Origin of the sequence: Synechococcus sp. ROS8604, from assembly GCF_014279655.1 — a bacterium.
In the GTDB taxonomy this organism is placed as follows: Bacteria; Cyanobacteriota; Cyanobacteriia; order PCC-6307; family Cyanobiaceae; genus Synechococcus_C.
In genome coordinates this window covers 2,491,511-2,507,882 of the sequence record NZ_CP047946.1, presented here as the reverse complement: position 1 = coordinate 2,507,882, position 16,372 = coordinate 2,491,511, and the positions used below count along the sequence as shown (strand labels likewise).

Here is a 16,372-nt window from a genome sequence, read left to right as displayed (position 1 = left end):
TGAGATCAGCCATGGTTTAGATCAGCCATGGTCGGGTAATGCCGTCTGTTGGGTGAAGGGTTCAGGGGTAGTTGCGTCGTCCCAGAACTGCTTTTCCAGCCAGTTTCGCAGACCTTTCAATCCCGTACCCTCCCTGGCTGATAGGTAGATCACATCTGGCTCGAGAGTGCGAATTGCCTCGATTGCTGAAGCCTCGCAACGGTCGATTTGATTGGCCACCACTTTGCGCAGTTGGTCACAGCTGAGGCCATCCAACAGTTGCTGGACGGCCTCCAGTTGTGATTGCCAGTCGGGGTCTGCGAGATCCACGACCAGCAGTAAAAGATCGGCCTCGCGTGTTTCTTCCAACGTGGCTCGGAAAGCTTCCAGCAGTGGTTTGGGAAGTTCACGAATGAACCCCACGGTGTCGGTGATCAGCACCTCCTTCGGGGCCGCTGATGTTTGGGGAAGGCTGAGTCTTCGCGTGGTGGGGTCAAGGGTGGCGAATAACTTGTTCTCCGCTAACACCTCAAGCCCTGGATTGCGGCAGCACAGCGCATTTAAAAGAGATGATTTGCCAGCATTCGTATAACCAACAAGGGCGACGCGAGGGACGCCGTCCCTGCGGTCGCGCAAGCGGGCGCGATGGGCGCCTAGCTGGAGTAGGGAACGCCCGAGATGTTCAATGCGACGGCTGATGGCTCGCCGATCCTTTTCCAATTGGGTTTCACCAGGTCCGCGCGTGCCAATGCCTCCCCCTTGACGCGAGAGGCTGAGGCCGCGGCCCTTCAACCTTGGGAGTCGGTAGCGCAATTGAGCGAGCTCCACTTGAAGGCGTCCAGCCGCGCTCGCCGCTCGCTGGGCAAAAATGTCCAGGATCAACTCACTGCGATCCATGACTGGGCAGTCGATGAGTAACTCCAGATTCCTGGCTTGAACGGGAGAGAGTTCCCGATCTGTGATCACGAGGGTGGCTTGATGGCGTCTCGCTTCGAGCGCCGCCTCTTGTAGTTTCCCCGTGCCCCAGAGGGTTTGAGGGTTGGGTTGTCCCTGCCGCTGCCGGCAGAAAGCAACGGGCAGTGCACCTGCACTACGAACGAGCCCCTCCAATTCAGCCAGATCCCTTTCGCTCCGCTGGGCGTCAGCACCGGTGAGGATGAGCAGCAAGACCCGCTCTTGCACGTCCGCGGGAGCCGTTGTTGGTCCAGGGGAATCAAGGCCCTTTGCAGTGGCTGGGGCTGGACGGTCGCATAGCTCTTTGAGCGTGCCAAGGGCCGCTTGATGCCAGCCGGAACGATCTCCTGGATCTGGTTGCCAAAGCGAAGCCAGATGCCCTCCCCCTGTGGAGGGCGATGCCTGAAAGCGAAGCCAGGTGTCGGGCTTGAGGTCAAGGGCGACGACGGCATCTCTGCCATCGGGCTTCAGGTCCGTCCCCGCCTTGCCTTGCAGGCTGCTGATCAACCTCCAGCGTCGCTTGATCCGTCGTGGCCCTCCAGGTAGATGGCTGCGCAGTTGATCCGATTCGCTGAGGGGCCCAACCCAGAGAAGTCGGCAGAGTCCCCGCTCATCGACGATCAAGTGCAAGGGCTGTTTGAACTCCAGCACCAGCTCAGACAGTCGCTCCAATGTGAGCGGATCGGCGCCGCTCAGGCCGGGGTGCCTCCTCTGACTGAGACGCTCAAGCTGTCGATGCAGTGATGGGCGTAGGCCATTGGTTCGGCCTGCTAGGTGAGCCTGCTTCAAGAATGAACCAGCCAGGCGCCTGCTGACCTCAAGCCCAAGGAGAGTCCAGGCATTCGGGCAAGGTATGTGAGTCGCCGCATCCGGTAGGCAAGAGGACCGGCGAGGGTGAGTCCCATCCCCGTAATCGAAGCACCCCCGATGCCAAGACTGAGCATCTCTCCAAGATCCTGAAAGTGAAAACCGGGGACAGGCTTGTCCATTCGAATCGCCTGAAGCGTCCTGGCTGCCGCCGTTCCTTGCTGAAGTGCTGCTTGCGCAGAGCGGGGCCAAGGGGTCTCTGCATCGTGATGACAAGCGACATCCCCGAGGACCAGCACATTCGGGTCCGTCGTTAGCTGCAACCCTTCATCAACACAGAGCAGTCCTCGCTCACGGGGAGGGGTGGGGGTCAGGGGGGGCAGCACCGGTTTGGTCCCTGCCGTCCAGATCAAGCCGTCGTGGTTGAGAGATTGAGGACGATCATTTTTCAGTAGCTGGACGGCATTGGCCGATAGGGAGGTCACGCGCGTGTTGAGGTGACGATGGACACCCCGTTGATCCAGGGCCTTTCGTGCTTGTTCGCGATTGAAGGCTCGGGATCTTGCGAGAACGCTGTCCCCCAATTCAACGAGATGAATGCTGGCTGATCCATCCAGCATGTCGCTGAGTTTGCAAGCCAATTCAACGCCTGTTGCTCCCGCTCCAACGATGACCAGTGCCCCGTCTTTTGAGGCTCGGTTGCGGAGGCTGTGAACGCGTTCTTTAAGGAGAGGGAGATCCGCAAGAGAATGGAAGGTCAGGGCATGCTCCTTGACGCCTGTAATTCCAAAGTCGTCTGGCTCAGAGCCAGTGGCGAGCACGAGCTGGCTGTATTTAAGGACTTGGCCGCGGCTCGTTTGTAGAGATTTGTGGGCCGTATTGATCGATGTCACCCGATCATCCAGGTGGGGTATGCGCCGCCCTTGGAGAAGGCTTTCGTAGCTTGGAGCCACCTCCCAGCTCTTCATTTCGCCGCTGAGGAGTTCGTAGAGAAGGGGTAAAAAGAGAAATTGATGGCGCGGTTCAATCAGCAATAACGGAGGCCGAGGCCGTTGGTTACTGAGCGCTAAAGCTGTTGTCAGACCTGCAAAACCACCTCCCACAACAATGATTGGATCGTTGTGCATGGTGGTGTCAGAAGTCAGAACTTCAGGAGGGTTTTTGAAACCATAGACATGACACCATGCCCCTCGGCGTTGGAAGATGGAGAGATGAGGGATGTCTCCACCTCCGAGAACCAGCCTGTCGTTGCCGCTGGCCCTAAGGCTGATGCGGGGGAACTGCAACAATCGCGTCAGCAGCTTGAGCCGTTGGATGCGCGCGCAAGATTGCTCTGGGCGCATGAGCAATTTGGCTCGGGTTTTGCCCTAACTACGAGCTTCGGCATCCAATCCTCTGTGTTGCTCCATTTGTTGAGCGGGATGGATCGAGGCGGAGACATTCCAGTGATTTGGGTGGATACCGGCTATCTCCCTGCGGAGACCTATCGCTACGCCGAGGATCTGCGCCAACGCTTCGATCTCAATCTCCACATCGCGCAGTCCCCATCCTCCGCAGCTCGGATGGAGGCGCTTCATGGCCGCCTTTGGGAATCAGGCGTTGTTGAAGACATGGAGTTGTACCTCAAGATCCGTAAGGTTGAACCCCTCGAAGAGGCGATGCATCGTCTTCAGGTGTCTTGTTGGGCCAGTGGTGTGCGCCGTCCACAGACGGACATTCGCCGGGGAATGACGGCGCTCGATCCGATTCGCGGTCGGTTGTCCCTGAGACCCCTTTTGGAGTGGACCTCACGAGATGTCTTCTATTACATGCAGGAGAACGATCTTCCTCAGCATCCCTTGTTTGAAAAGGGGTATTCGACCGTTGGAGATTGGCATTCCAGTGGCCCTGATGGGCTGGAGGCGACGGGGCGAGACACGCGCTTTGCTGGTTTGAAGCAGGAATGCGGCATCCACTTGCCAGGTGTTATGGGTGATGGCATCTAGCGAGGATTTCCCATCCCGCTGCCTGCTGATTGGAAACAGCCGCTGGCACTGGGCAGAGCAGAGCGGCACGTCTCGCTGGGTCTATCAGCATGAGGTTGCGGCCCCAGAGGCGTTGGATTCTCCTAGCGATCTCATGGCCTGGGCAGCTGTCGGGCCGATCCCAGACCATCCTTGTTTGCAGTCCAGCCGACGCTTGAACTTGGCTGACATCCCTCTTCAGGGGAGTCCCCCTTGGTTAGGAATCGATCGAGCGCTCGCTGGATGGGGCGCTTGGCGTGCCAATGAAACGCGTGTCGGCGTTCTTGTGGTGGATGCAGGCACGGTTCTCAGCCTCACCAGAATCTCTGCGACGGGATCGTTTTCTGGTGGGCTATTAGCGGCTGGTTATGGCTTGCAATTGCGCGCGATGGCTGAGGCCACAGCAGGTTTAAACGTGACCTCGCCCGTGGGCCTCGATCCCGAAGACGCGAAGCCTTTCCCTTTCGAGACCCAAGCGGCGATGCGCTCTGGCGCGCAACAAAGTTTGGTGGGTCTCATCCGTCAAGCTCATGCCCAAAGCCCTTGGCCGATTTGGCTTTGTGGAGGAGATGCTCCCCAACTGCTCCTGAACCTTCAGGAGCAGTTGGGGATGGAGGTGTTTCATGCACCGAACTTGGTGATGGAGACGATGGTCGAGCTGGTCAGCTGATGCCGAGGTCACTGAGAACTTGATCGGCCATGGAATCAGATTTCACTTTTCTGTAAATCAATTCCAACCGTCCTTCGGCATCGATGACGAAGGTGTGTCGCATCATTCCCATGGATTCGCGACCCATGAATTTTTTCAGTCCATAACTTTCAAAACTGCTGGCCACTGGGCACGGTTCTGCATCACTCAACAGCGTGAAGGGCAACTCCTGCTTGGTGATGAAGCGCGTATGGGAGGCCGCGTTGTCCTTGCTGATTCCTAAGACGTGAATTCCATGGTCCTTGAAGGACGACCAGCGATCTCGGAAGTTACAGGCTTCTTTCGTGCAACCAGGGGTGGCGTCTTTGGGATAGAAATAGATCACCACGCGCTGCCCCCGCAAGGAGGACAGCTGCACAGGTTCTCCATTTTGGTCAGGAAGTGTGAAATCAGGCGCGAGATCGCCGATCTGCAGAGTCATGGAGGAAGGCCTCAACCGGAGCGGAAGCGTAACCGTGCTGTGGCTTGGACCGGCTTCCTCAAGGGGCCTTTGCATGTCGGATCAGGAACAAGCCTGGGCCTGCGACTTGGGCAAGACACGTCAGCAGCGTTTTCTTGGCTCCCGTGCCTGGATGCGTTCTTGCCTAAGTGATTTATGGGGAGTTGCCCCGCAGGAGATCCCCTTGCATGCGCCTCCAGGTGCGCCGCCATCGCTTCATTCCGGTTGGGGATTTGTCAGCCTCAGCCACAGCAAGGGATCGGCGTTGATGGCCTGGTCTTCTGCCCCTGTTGGGGTTGATTTAGAGCGATTGGATCGTCCGTTCGCTTCGGAAGCACTGATGAGCCGTTACTACGCAGCGAGCGAGCAGCGTCGTCTGAGAGGCCTTCCCCACCAAGCCTTTCACCAGACTGTTTTGAAGTATTGGTTGATCAAGGAAGCTGCGATTAAGTGGCAACAGGGATCTTTGGCTCAGGATCTGTCGCACTGGGTGGTTGCGGCCGATGAGTTGAGTGCAAGCCATCGGGGCTGTGGTCTTCAGATCGCAGCGCACTGTCGCCAACTGGGGCCCTGGGGCCTGGCGATCGTGTCAGCTTGCGAACAGAATTTGATTGGCGCAAGGGTCTGCCTAGGTTGAAATCTCAATCGGGATCGGGATCCTCTTTGGCGTGACGCAAGTTTGGATGCGATCGATTCCCACCGTGGTGGCAGCCCTTCTTTTGGCTGGTTTGGGTTTGATCGCGACCAGCCAAAAGCGGGTGTTTTCTCCCGGGGCCCCTGGCCTGCCATCGGATGCGCGTGTTGTGCAGCTGCTGGATGATCAAGAAGCAACCTTGAATCAACGTCGCCAAGCCGAAACCTTGCTGACAGCCTTCGTTCGCGGTCAGCTCGCCAGCTTTTACTGGGGACAATTTGCGTCATCACTCGTTGATCTCGGGTTGAGCAGCGATGAGGCCTTGGATGTTCGTGTTGAGACAAAAGGCCGCAGCACGCGCCTATGGCTGACCCCCAAGCGTGGACGTGAAAGCTACGTTGCGATCGTCCATTTCAATGGATCCAAGCTTGTTCGACTGCAATGTCGAGGTGTGTCGCCTGTTTCTTCTGAGCAGAAATCTGCTGCCTGCCCCGAAGGATGGAGGGCGTTTGAGATCCCAGAGGTCTGAGTATTGACCGCTTTAAAGCACCAATAGGGCGAGAATCGTGAGTCTTGATTTGATGCGTATGCGGCTTTGGTCCCATTCGTGCGTGATTGGGATGTTTCTCAGGGTTGAGCATCGTTTTTGTTGGCAATTTATTTTTCTGTGACTAGCGTTTAATTGATGTCTAATTTTTCATCGTCCGTGTTTACCCGTCTTGCAGCTGGCGTTCTCGCCGCCGCTTCTCTCACAACTCTGGCTGTTGCCGCCGAAGCCGCTGAGCGCCCTGTGCGCTGGAAAACCGGTGGTGCTGTCTGGTCCACCAAGTCTTCAGCTTTCAAAACCTTCTTTGCTGACGGTGAAATCACCGATCGCGGCCTCCAAGGTGGAATCAACAATTCCGGTTGGACCGCAGAAGAAATCCAAGAAGGCATGACCCGCTCTTACGAGGTTGACCTCGTGGGCGTTTCCCGTTTCCTCTACTCCAGCGACGGCGTTGCCTTCCTGCAGGAACAGACCAAGAGCTACTACCCCTACTGGAGGAAGCAGGAGACAGCCGTTGTGGCTCTCCGTTCCGCCATCATCATGGACGCGGCTGACGGCCAGATCTCTTCTGCCGGCATCCTGAATGCCCTCCCCGTTGACTTCGCTCTGGCTGACAACGGTGCTTCTGATGGTTCCCAGATGGTCTGTAAGGACGGTCTTGATGGCGCCCAGGCCACTTCACTGATGTCTTGGTACGTCTTCCTGCCCGCTTGTGTGCAAGCCAAGCAGATCCTTCCTGCTGCTCCCGCTCCTCGCGCTACCTACAACGCTCCTGTTCGCGGCCTCTGGTGATCGAACGGCTTCGGCCAATACAAGCCTCGGCAATGCCGGGGCTTTTTTTTGTTGTTACGAGGATGACGACATCGTGCAGGCCAACCGCTGATGGATCAGGGGTTGTGGCAGTGTCCCGCCCCGTTTTGTTTGTAGGAGCTGCTGAAGGGTGCTGAGCACGGTCTCGGGCTGGCTGCAGCGATTGAGCAGAGATCGATAGGGACGGTCCTCTCCTAGCCAGCGTTTCAGAAGGCGTTCATCAATGGGGAGGGATAGGGATTCCTGCCATTGCTCCGTGATGACGGATTGAGAGAGTTGTTCGAGCTGCATTTGTACGAGCTGGTCAAGCTGCTGGTGGACCAGCCACTGTTGCTCCTTTTCGATCAGTTCCGATAGAGCTTCGCTGGATTCCGGGCATTGATCTGAGAGCGCTGCCGCTGGACCGATCGCTGTTTGGCTGAGAAGGACGTGCAGCTGCGCCGTTGGTGAGAGCTTCAATTTAAGTTGCTGCCAAAACTCTGGAGATTCGATCCAATCGCGATCTTCACTGCTGAATCGCCCACCCACAACTTCGAATTGCCACTCTTGAGGAAGCTCCTCCAGCGCCTTGGCCCCTCCCGTGAGGAGTTGGGGGCGATGGAGCGGATCCAGCAGATCCACCTGTGCTTCAAGTCGGGTCTGCTCTTCAGCGCTGCTGCACAGGATGGTGACGCTCCCTTCTTGCACCGCATTGAGTGGACCGAGGGCCCAGAGCAGGGATCGTCCCCCGAGGACCAGCACCCTGTCGGTGCGTTGAAAGGTTGCTGCGGTCCAGAGTCGCTGCTGCAGATCTTGCAAACGCCCATCGTTTTGGGCGAGCTGTCGATGCAGCCAGCGCTCCATTTCAGGCAGGTCAGGACCACTACTAAGAAGCAGCGGGTGGGTTTGGGCCACCTCTGCTGCGACGGCGAGCTGAGCAGCCCGACGTTCGAGCATCCTTCCTCGCCGTTCCCCCTCCCATCCCTGCTTGCTCGGTGTCCAAAAGACCTCTCCCTGCAGCGCATCGGGAAGGTAATTCTGTGCGATCCAATGCTCTTGGTAGGCGTGGGGGTAGCGATACCCCTTTCCGTCTCCGAAGGCTTCACCATCGCGATGGGCATCGCGGAGGTGGCTTGGCACGTTCTGGTTCTGAGTTTTGCGCACAAGCCGGATGGCTTCGAACAGTCCCATCGTGCTGTTGCTTTTTTCGGCGCAGGCCAGATAAAGGGCTGCCTGGGCAAGCGGGTAAAGCCCTTCTGGCAGGCCGATGCGTTCGAAGGCGGCTGCGCAGGCTTCGACAACGACCACCGCTTGGGGATCGGCCAGACCGATGTCCTCTCCCGCTGAAATCAACATCCGTCGAAAGATGAACCTTGGGTTTTCCCCTGCCTCTAACATTCGAGCCAGCCAAAACAGGGCCGCGTCCGCATCGGAGCCCCTCAGCGATTTGATGAAGGCGCTAATGGTGTCGAAGTGGGCATCTCCCTGTTTGTCGTAGAGCACAGCTCGCTCTTGAATCGACTCCTCGGCGATGGTCAAATCAATCTCGATCGTGGCCTCTGGATCGCTCGACGTTGTGCTTTCCACCGCCAGCTCGAGGGCGTTAAGAAGGCTGCGCGCATCACCGTTGGCCACATCCACCATGTGGGCTTCGGCATCGGGAGTGATCGTGATCGAACGCTTGCCATAGCCCCGTTCTTTGTCGTGCAGGGCCCGATGGAGCAATTGACGTAGATCGTTGGCTTCCAGGCTTTGAAGTCGAAACAGACGCGACCGACTCACGAGGGCTTTGTTGACTTCGAAATAAGGGTTTTCCGTGGTGGCCCCGATCAGGGTGAGAGTGCCGTTCTCAACCCAAGGGAGGAGCGCATCCTGTTGAGCACTGTTGAAGCGATGCACTTCATCGATGAACAGGATGGTTCGCAAACCATGCTTTTCCAATCGCACCTTGGCGGCATCCACTTGTTCACGTAGGTCCTTAACGCCGGCGAGAACAGCATTCAGGCTGCTGAACTGTGCCCGGGTGTGGGTTGCAATAATGCTGGCCAGGGTGGTCTTTCCGACGCCAGGTGGTCCATGAAGGATCAGGTTCCCCACTCGGTCTGCGGCGATCGCCCGGCGCAGCAAACGGCCTTCGGCGAGGATCGCATTTTGGCCGGCAAATTCCTCGAGGGATGTGGGCCTCAAACGGTCAGCTAAGGGCGCCTGACGCCGCCTTAGCTCATTGCCGCGGTGGCTGAACAGATCTTCAACCAACCGACCAATCTCCCCTCAATGGTCTTCGTGTGTGGATTCTTGCCTGATCCGAACCAAAACCGAGAGCATATTCGTACATAATCATCTCGTTCGTCACAGGATTTGTGCTGCGTTTTCGTCCACTGCTGCCTGTGCTCCTAACAGCCATTTCCGTTAGTGCTTGTGGAGGCTCTGATGAAAAGACACCCGCCCTACCGGTCCAGCAAGCATCGGTTCTTGAAGCACTTTTTACCGACGATATCGATACGGTGAGCACGCTCGAGGCCAATGAGTTGGTTGAGCTAGCCTCGCAAACGTCCGGTCGTGTCACTGAGCTCAAAGTGTCTCAGGGCGATCGTATTGAAGCGGGTCAGTTGCTCGTCGTGTTGGACCAGGTTCAGGCACGGGCAGCGTTGGCAGAACAACGGGCGAAAGCGGAAACAGCCAAAGTTGATTGGGAACGCGAAGAGTTTCTCGCAAAAGCGGGGGCTGCTTCGCTTCGTCAGCGAGACTCATATCGCACGCGCTACATCGCGGCCCTTGAAAAAGTTAAAGCTCTAGAAGCAGAGCTCAGCTACAGCAATTTGCGCTCCCCAACAGCAGGGACCGTGGCCAATGTGCAGGTGAAGGTTGGGGATGTGGTGTCACAAAACCAGCCCTTCACGAGTGTTGTTCAAAACAATATTCTTGAGGCGAAGGTTGAGGTTCCGGCGGCTTACGGCGATCGTCTCGCCATCGGTCAACCCGTCATTTTGAGCGTGCCTGGCACGGTTAAGCCCTTAGCGACGAGTCAGATTGAGTCGATTGATCCGCAAGTGAATCCTCAAACCCAGGGCCTTTTGGTGAAGGCTTTGTTTGACAACGCGGATGGCAAGTTGCGGAGTGGTCAGCGTCTTCGGACCAGGGTTCAATTGAAATCAGGCCAACAGATTTCAGTTCCATTTGCGGCGGTAACACAAACGTCAGGACAAAGTTTTGTTTTTCGTGTAGGGACCTTCTCCGACTTAAAGGCGAATCCAGGTAAGGCTGATATTGAGCGGATTAGTAAAGGCATCGAAAAGGGTAAATTGCCTGAAAATGCTATGTTTGCACTTCAAACACCGGTCAATATAGGTGAGGTTCAGAACAACCGTTATCCGGTTACAAAAGGGCTGAAGCTCAATCAGAAGGTGATTACAACCAATCTCCTCAATCTCAAGCATGGAATGCCGATTCAGGTGAAAACACAGCGCGCGGGGTCACAACCTGCTGCAGCTGCGAACTGAGGTTGATTCATGTCTGCATCGAATAATTTTATTACGCGACCGGTTCTTAGTACGGTTTGCAGTCTTTTGATTGTGATTGTGGGATTGATCGCAATTCCAATCCTCCCGATTGAGAATCTTCCTGACATTGCTCCTCCAACGGTCAAGGTACAGGCCACCTATGTAGGAGCTGACGCTGTTTCTGTTGAGCAGGGTGTGACCACTGTTCTTGAGCAGCAGATCAATGGTGTGGAGAATATGGACTTCATTACCTCCAACAGCTCGTCTGATGGAGTGAGCTCTGTCTCCGTTTCTTTTAATAGTGGAACTGACGGGAATATTAATCAAGTTAATGTCCAAAATAGAGTTTCGTTGGCTGAGCCCCAATTGCCTGAGGAGGTTCGTAAGGCTGGGGTCACCGTAAACAAAGCCTCAAATTCGATTCTGCTTGTTTATAACTTCGTCAATACGGATCCTTCCAAGACTGAATACAGCGTTGAAACAATTAGTGGCTATTTAGATAAAAATCTTACGGACAATATCAAGCGTGTTCCTGGTGTTGGAGAAGTTACTTATTTTGGCAACCGTAAAGTTGCCTTTAGGTTGTGGCTTGACCCGGAAAAGCTTGCAGCCAATGGGCTTACGTCCACTGATGTTGTTCAGCAACTTCAAAGTCAAAATCGGTTAATCCCGGCGGGCAAGATCGGAGGTTCTCCCGCTCCCGAAGGTCAGCAATACACATTTACTGTGCAGTTGCAGGGACGTTTAACGACAGAAGCTGAATTCGAAAATATTATTTTAAAAACGACTGATGCTGGTGGTTTGATCAAGCTTAAAGACGTTGGTCGCGTGAGCTTGGGCGGAGAGGCCTACGGGATCGACGCAATGGACCTTAAAGGCACGCCTTCTGTTGGTGTGGCTGTTTATCAGCTCTCAGGAAGTAACGCCATTCAGGTGTCTAACGGCGTGAAGGAGGTGATCGAGACATTTGAACAGACGCTTCCTGTTGGTCTTAACACTCAGGTGATTTATGACACCACTGACTTCATCAACCAGTCCATCAAAGGGGTAACCAATTCCCTGCGGGATGCTGTGATTCTGGTGGTCTTGATTCTGTTTTTATTCCTTCAGAACTGGAAAGCAACGCTCGTTCCTGCAATCGCTATCCCTGTGGCTTTGATTGGTACGTTTGCGCTCGTGCTGGCCTTCGGCTTCTCCCTCAATCAGCTCACCTTGTTTGGTCTTGTTCTTGCAACGGGTTTGGTCGTTGACGATGCGATCACGGTGGTTGAAGACACTTCAGCAAAAAAAGCAGAAGGGATGACATCTGTGCAGGCGGCCATGGCCACCATGGATGAACTCTTCAGTGCTGTGATTGCGACGTCATTGGTGAAGATGGCTGTTTTCCTTCCTGTGTTGTTTTTTCCCGGAGCAACAGGAACGATCTACAAGCAGTTTGCTGCCACGATCCTGTTCTCGATTGGGATCTCAACCTTCAACGCCCTGACGTTCTCGCCAATGCTTGCGGCGCTTTTGCTGGAGAAGGACACAAAACCGCTGAGCAAACAGCAATACGCCACAGCTGGTGTGTTTCTTGGTTTTGCCTACGGCCTTTTGAGCGCTGGCAATGGCGCCGGATTGGTTCTGATCCCAGTGGTTGTTGGTGCCTTGATTGGCTTCGTTGCAATGAAGCTCACATCGATTCCCTTGCGGATGCCTGGAGCTGCGGGTGGAGCCGTTGTGGGTTTGATTCTCGTGGGGGCGACCAATCTCATTCCTGTGATCTTGTTCACGCTGATTGGTCTTGTTGTTGGCTGGTTCATTCCTCAGATCTTTATTCACTTCAATCGCTTTTACGCGGGTTTTGAAAAGCGCTATTCGAAAATTCTTGATCAGGTTCTAAAGGCTCGCCCGATCGTGATGACGGCTCTTGCCGCTGGGATCCTGCTGACTGGCTTTGCTTTTACGCGCATCCCAGGAGGATTTGTTCCGATCGAAGACCAGGGTTACGCGATCGGTTTTGTGCAGGCTCCTGATGGTGTTTCGAATGAGACGACCCTTGCAATCAACCGCAAGGTGGCCGAGGTTTTGCGATCTGAAGATGATATTTCTGCTGCCGCCTTGTTTAGTGGGGCCAGTTTGGATGGAAACGCTCCGAATAAGGGACTGTTCTTCTTTGGAACGAAGCATTGGGATGAGCGCCAAGGAAGTGAGCACTCTGTGGCGGCGATTGTTGAACGCTTGAACAAAAAATTGTTGATGTCGATTGATGGTGGTCGGGTGTTTGTGGTGGAGCCTCCTTCGATTCCTGGTTATGGCGCTGGTGGTGGTTTTGAATTCCAATTGTTGGATCAAAGCAGTGGCGCCTATGGATTGAACCAATTCTTTGGCTCTGCGGGGCAGATCATGCAGGCCGGTAATTCCAATCCAATCCTAAATCGTGTGTACACACTGTTCTCGCCAGAATCACCCCAGATCGAAATCAAGGTGAATCGCGAGAAGATGGCGTCTCTAGGGGTTGATTTTGGCTCCGCTATGCAATCTTTCAGCGTTAATTTTGGTGGTGCCTATGTCAATGACACCTTCCAAGAGGGAAAGGTTCGACGCGTCTATGTGCAGGCTGATGATGTTAATCGGGCTTCTCCTGAGCAGCTTTCAGCTGTTTATGTGAAGAGCATGAAAGGGGAACAAATTCCCTTGTCAGAGTTTTTCACTGTGAAGCCCACCAATGGCCCAAGTGTGATCCCTCACTTCAATCTCTATCGTTCGATCAAGATTGATGGAACACCTGCCGTTGGCAAAAGCTCAGGTCAGGCGATTACAGCGATGAAGACCATCTTCAAAGATGCCAATCTGCAGGGGTTGGGATTTGACTGGACTGGTATTTCAAGAGAAGAAGTGAAGGCTGGGTCCTTGGCCGTGGTGATTTTTGCGCTTGGGATTTTGGCGGTGTTCTTGGTGCTTTCAGCGCAGTATGAGAGTTACTCAGATCCAATCATCATTTTGTTGACCGTCCCAACGGCTTTGCTTGGGGCCTTGGTGTTCCTTGGCGCGGCTGGTCAGGTCCTCAATATTTATGCTCAAGTTGGTCTGGTGATGCTCATCGGCTTGGCGGGCGGTAATGCAATTTTGATTGTAGATCTCGCAAACCAAAAAATGGCAGAGGGCACTTCGGCCCTTGAAGCTGCTCGCTTTGCTGCTCAATCCCGTTTAAGACCGATTTTGATGACAGCGATTTCGTCCCTCACAGGATTTTTGCCATTGATGTTGGCAAGTGGAGCTGGAGCACAAAGTCAATCTTCCTTGGGTTTGGTGGTGTTTGGTGGTCTCTTGGTGGCAACCTTCCTTTCCACTTTGGTTGTTCCTGTGTTTTATGTGGTGATGAAATCGCTTCTGGGTCAGGCCGATGCCAAGCCTGCTTCTGATCCTCAGCTGAACTCATGAACAAAAAGACATTTAGTGGTTCAAGAGTGTTGGTGGCAATTGCGATTGGACTCTCAATCGGCTGTGCAATTGCCTATTTCTTGAAGGTTTTAATTGAGAACACCCCGGCTGAGATTGATCTCACCAGGCTGCGATTGTTCTACTTAATGGTGATTGCATCCTCTGGACTCGCTGGTTTTGCCATTGAATCCACCCGTCAACTCCAGGAAGAAGCTGTTGATCCCGTGTATCGCCATCCCAATGCCCATCGAGGCAGGCGTGGGTCACTGAAGAAATAACCCACGCCTGATCTCAATCAGGTAATCACGGTTGGGCGCTCCATACCGGTGCGTTCTGTGATCTCTGCGAGCTGATTGATGGCTTGGATCATGTCGCCTAGTGCGACTTGGGGATCCTGAGCGAGGTCACCTGTGGTGGGGACATAGCTCTCGAGATACACCCTCAATGTGGCTCCCTTGGTCCCTGTGCCGGAGAGGCGCAGCACCACCCGGCTTCCATCGTCCAGCAGGATGCGCAGCCCCTGCCCTTTGGTGACGGATTGGTCGACGGGATCGGTGTAGCTGAAGTTGTCAGCGGCACTGATGGTTCGGCCCGCGAAAGGTTGACCGATGAGATTTGGAAGCATGGCTTCCAGGCGGTCATAAAGCCCATGCGCTGCGTCGCTCGCAACGGCTTCGTAGTCATGGCGCGAGTAATAGTGACGCCCGTAACGGTTCCAATGTTCGCTCATGATCTCGGCGACACTGCAGCGTCGCTTTGCCAAAATCTGGAGCCAAAACAGGACGGCCCACAGCCCATCCTTTTCGCGCACGTGGTTGCTGCCTGTTCCGAAGCTTTCTTCGCCGCAGAGCGTGATGTCGCCCGCATCGAGAAGGTTCCCGAAGAATTTCCAGCCGGTCGGCGTCTCAAAGCATTTGATTCCCAAGTCTTTGGCCACCACATCCACGGCAGCACTGGTGGGCATGGACCGTGCAACCCCCGCGAGGCCTGAGGCATAGCCAGGGGCAAGGGTGGCGTTGGCCGTTAGGACGGCCAGGCTGTCGCTTGGGTTCACAAAGCAACGCCTGCCCAGAATCATGTTGCGGTCGCCATCGCCATCACAGGCAGCACCGAATTGATAGGCATCACCTTCCATCAGGAGGTCGGCGAGTTCATGGGCGTAGGTGAGGTTGGGATCGGGATGCCCGCCTCCAAAATCTTCCAAGGGCGTCCCATGGCGGACGCTGCCAGCCGGTGCTCCTAAGACCTCTTCCAGCAATTTTTTGGCATAGGGCCCCGTGACCGCATGCATGGCATCAAAGGCCAAGGGGAAGTCGTTGCGAATCAGAGCGCTAATGCTCTCGAAGTCAAACAATGTCCTCATCAACGCCACGAAGTCATCGACGCCATCGATGACTTCGACCTGCATCTCACCGATGCTGTGCTGTCCTGGCTCCTGAAGGCTGATGGCAGGCGCATCCACGATCGAATACCCCGTGAGGGTTTTGCTGCAGTCGTAGACCGCATCCGTAAAGGACGCAGGAGTGGGGCCGCCGTTGGCTCCGTTCACCTTGACGCCGAAGTCACCATCAGGGCCACCGGGGTTGTGGCTGGCGGAAAGGATGATCCCGCCGATGGCTTGACGTTGTCGAATGAGGTTTGAAGCGGCAGGTGTGGAGAGGATGCCGCCTGTGGTGACAATCACTTTCTGCAATCCGTGGGCCGCACCCATGCGCAGGATCACATCGATGGCGCGGAGGTTCCCGTAGCGGCCATCTCCTCCGAGCACCAGGGTTCCGCCCTTCATTCCCGGGAGGGTACGGAAGGAGGCTTCGATGAAACTCTCTAAGTAGTGGGGCTGTTCAAACTGTTGGCTGCTTTTGCGCAGACCAGAGGTGCCTGGCTTTTGGTCGGTGAAAGGCGCCTCGAGTTGCACCTGCCGCTGGGTGGGTTCCGTCGGCATTGAAGGGGTCATGACGAGGCAGCATCGTTCCCCAAAACCTAAGCCTGTTGATGGGGGTTCATGGCTCTCGATCAGACCAGTTATCACAGCTATTGATAGGAAGCTCGGTTGCCCGGCCCCTGAACAAAGAGCCTGAATTTGTCCATGCGCTTCGTGAGCATCCCTTGCTCAGGGCGCCAATCCTGCTTCAGGTTTGATTGGCTGGAGATCCTCCTGAAGATGGATTGCTTGGTTTGTTGGGTTTTTCAGGATCAGCGCAGACCACGGTGAGCCGGCGTGCGGGGCTGTCAATGCTGTCGCGGCGTTGAGAGCTGTTGGTTGTGGCTGGCTTGGCTTCTTGCATCAGCTCCCACACCGTGTCTTTACAGGCTGCTGGAAGGCGTGGATGGTCCATCAGTGGATTGGCGATTTCACGCGTGCGCGTGCAGGTGTCCACCGTGTTTTCCCGTGAGCAGGCGTAAGCCAGTAGCTGCAGGGACCTCAATTCATCCTTGGTCGGAAACGCTACGTATTTCAATTGTGCGCGAACCGCACTAGGCGCCAGGATCGCTAAGCCAACAAGGAGTGGCGAGAGTCGCGCGGGCATAAGGGAAGTCATAGGAGCATTCTGGCGCCAGAACAAGCGCATGGACGCACGCTGCCAAGC

General features: G+C 55.3%; 14 protein-coding genes. 8 read left to right on the top strand and 6 right to left on the bottom strand.

What is annotated here, in order from left to right:
- Positions 1-21: 21 nt before the first annotated feature.
- Together hflX and SynROS8604_RS13590 are read right to left on the bottom strand one after the other, a co-directional pair.
- Positions 22-1,722: a GTPase HflX gene (hflX, locus tag SynROS8604_RS13595; protein ID WP_186544390.1), complete on the bottom strand. Its 1,701-nt coding sequence runs from the start codon at positions 1,720-1,722 to the stop codon at positions 22-24.
- On the bottom strand, positions 1,719-2,867 hold the full coding sequence (locus tag SynROS8604_RS13590) for an NAD(P)/FAD-dependent oxidoreductase (protein WP_186544389.1): 1,149 nt from the start codon (positions 2,865-2,867) through the stop codon (positions 1,719-1,721). Before SynROS8604_RS13590 ends, hflX begins: the two co-directional genes overlap by 4 nt.
- Positions 2,868-2,915: 48 nt before the next feature.
- On the opposite strand from SynROS8604_RS13590, the gene SynROS8604_RS13585 reads away from it, so the two are divergent.
- Complete coding sequence (locus SynROS8604_RS13585; protein WP_255445077.1) at positions 2,916-3,725, top strand: phosphoadenylyl-sulfate reductase; 810 nt, start codon at positions 2,916-2,918, stop codon at positions 3,723-3,725.
- Entirely contained in the window at positions 3,715-4,413 is a 699-nt protein-coding gene (locus SynROS8604_RS13580) for a type III pantothenate kinase (protein ID WP_186544388.1), read from the top strand. Before SynROS8604_RS13585 ends, SynROS8604_RS13580 begins: the two co-directional genes overlap by 11 nt.
- Here SynROS8604_RS13580 and bcp read toward each other — a convergent pair.
- Complete coding sequence (bcp, locus tag SynROS8604_RS13575) at positions 4,406-4,873, bottom strand: thioredoxin-dependent thiol peroxidase (RefSeq protein WP_186545993.1); 468 nt, start codon at positions 4,871-4,873, stop codon at positions 4,406-4,408. The two genes, SynROS8604_RS13580 and bcp, sit on opposite strands and share 8 nt — an antisense overlap.
- Between bcp and SynROS8604_RS13570 the strand changes: the two genes are divergently transcribed.
- The 3 genes from SynROS8604_RS13570 to SynROS8604_RS13560 all read left to right on the top strand — a co-directional run bounded on the left by SynROS8604_RS13570 (position 4,872) and on the right by SynROS8604_RS13560 (position 6,864).
- Positions 4,872-5,528, top strand: a complete 657-nt coding sequence (locus SynROS8604_RS13570; RefSeq protein WP_255445076.1) for a 4'-phosphopantetheinyl transferase superfamily protein — start codon at positions 4,872-4,874, stop codon at positions 5,526-5,528. The genes bcp and SynROS8604_RS13570 overlap by 2 nt on opposite strands.
- A gap of 46 nt (positions 5,529-5,574) precedes the next feature.
- Complete coding sequence (locus SynROS8604_RS13565) at positions 5,575-6,054, top strand: thymidylate synthase (RefSeq protein WP_222930112.1); 480 nt, start codon at positions 5,575-5,577, stop codon at positions 6,052-6,054.
- Positions 6,055-6,210: 156 nt separating this feature from the next.
- On the top strand, positions 6,211-6,864 hold the full coding sequence (locus tag SynROS8604_RS13560; protein WP_186544385.1) for an alpha/beta hydrolase: 654 nt from the start codon (positions 6,211-6,213) through the stop codon (positions 6,862-6,864).
- Between the two features lie 54 nt (positions 6,865-6,918).
- Here SynROS8604_RS13560 and SynROS8604_RS13555 read toward each other — a convergent pair whose 3' ends face one another.
- Positions 6,919-9,117, bottom strand: a complete 2,199-nt coding sequence (locus tag SynROS8604_RS13555) for an AAA family ATPase (RefSeq protein ID WP_186544384.1) — start codon at positions 9,115-9,117, stop codon at positions 6,919-6,921.
- A 104-nt stretch (positions 9,118-9,221) separates the two neighbouring features.
- Between SynROS8604_RS13555 and SynROS8604_RS13550 the strand changes: the two genes are divergently transcribed.
- The 3 genes from SynROS8604_RS13550 to SynROS8604_RS13540 are packed head-to-tail and all read left to right on the top strand — an operon-like array spanning position 9,222 to position 14,062.
- A complete protein-coding gene (locus SynROS8604_RS13550; protein WP_186544383.1) occupies positions 9,222-10,361 on the top strand; it encodes an efflux RND transporter periplasmic adaptor subunit in 1,140 nt (379 codons plus the stop codon).
- A 9-nt stretch (positions 10,362-10,370) separates the two neighbouring features.
- Entirely contained in the window at positions 10,371-13,784 is a 3,414-nt protein-coding gene (locus tag SynROS8604_RS13545) for an efflux RND transporter permease subunit (RefSeq protein ID WP_186544382.1), read from the top strand.
- Complete coding sequence (locus SynROS8604_RS13540; RefSeq protein WP_186544381.1) at positions 13,781-14,062, top strand: hypothetical protein; 282 nt, start codon at positions 13,781-13,783, stop codon at positions 14,060-14,062. The genes SynROS8604_RS13545 and SynROS8604_RS13540 overlap by 4 nt, the downstream gene beginning before the upstream one ends.
- Positions 14,063-14,079: 17 nt before the next feature.
- On the opposite strand, the gene SynROS8604_RS13535 is transcribed toward SynROS8604_RS13540, so the two are convergent.
- Positions 14,080-15,738 (bottom strand): alpha-D-glucose phosphate-specific phosphoglucomutase, encoded by a 1,659-nt coding sequence (locus SynROS8604_RS13535; protein WP_186544380.1) that lies wholly within the window; start codon positions 15,736-15,738, stop codon positions 14,080-14,082.
- A 175-nt stretch (positions 15,739-15,913) separates the two neighbouring features.
- Positions 15,914-16,324: a hypothetical protein gene (locus tag SynROS8604_RS13530; RefSeq protein ID WP_186544379.1), complete on the bottom strand. Its 411-nt coding sequence runs from the start codon at positions 16,322-16,324 to the stop codon at positions 15,914-15,916.
- Between the last annotated feature and the right edge of the window lie 48 nt (positions 16,325-16,372).

Bases quoted from the DNA above. Each gene is read 5' to 3' on its own strand.
- SynROS8604_RS13590 (WP_186544389.1), bottom strand. From the start codon at position 2,867: ATGCACAACGATCCAATCATTGTTGTGGGAGGTGGTTTTGCAGGTCTG.
- SynROS8604_RS13585 (WP_255445077.1), top strand. From the start codon at position 2,916: ATGACACCATGCCCCTCGGCGTTGGAAGATGGAGAGATGAGGGATGTC.
- SynROS8604_RS13580 (WP_186544388.1), top strand. From the start codon at position 3,715: ATGGCATCTAGCGAGGATTTCCCATCCCGCTGCCTGCTGATTGGAAAC.
- SynROS8604_RS13570 (WP_255445076.1), top strand. From the start codon at position 4,872: ATGGAGGAAGGCCTCAACCGGAGCGGAAGCGTAACCGTGCTGTGGCTT.
- bcp (WP_186545993.1), bottom strand. From the start codon at position 4,873: ATGACTCTGCAGATCGGCGATCTCGCGCCTGATTTCACACTTCCTGAC.
- SynROS8604_RS13565 (WP_222930112.1), top strand. From the start codon at position 5,575: ATGCGATCGATTCCCACCGTGGTGGCAGCCCTTCTTTTGGCTGGTTTG.
- SynROS8604_RS13560 (WP_186544385.1), top strand. From the start codon at position 6,211: ATGTCTAATTTTTCATCGTCCGTGTTTACCCGTCTTGCAGCTGGCGTT.
- SynROS8604_RS13545 (WP_186544382.1), top strand. From the start codon at position 10,371: ATGTCTGCATCGAATAATTTTATTACGCGACCGGTTCTTAGTACGGTT.
- SynROS8604_RS13540 (WP_186544381.1), top strand. From the start codon at position 13,781: ATGAACAAAAAGACATTTAGTGGTTCAAGAGTGTTGGTGGCAATTGCG.
- SynROS8604_RS13535 (WP_186544380.1), bottom strand. From the start codon at position 15,738: ATGACCCCTTCAATGCCGACGGAACCCACCCAGCGGCAGGTGCAACTC.
- SynROS8604_RS13530 (WP_186544379.1), bottom strand. From the start codon at position 16,324: ATGACTTCCCTTATGCCCGCGCGACTCTCGCCACTCCTTGTTGGCTTA.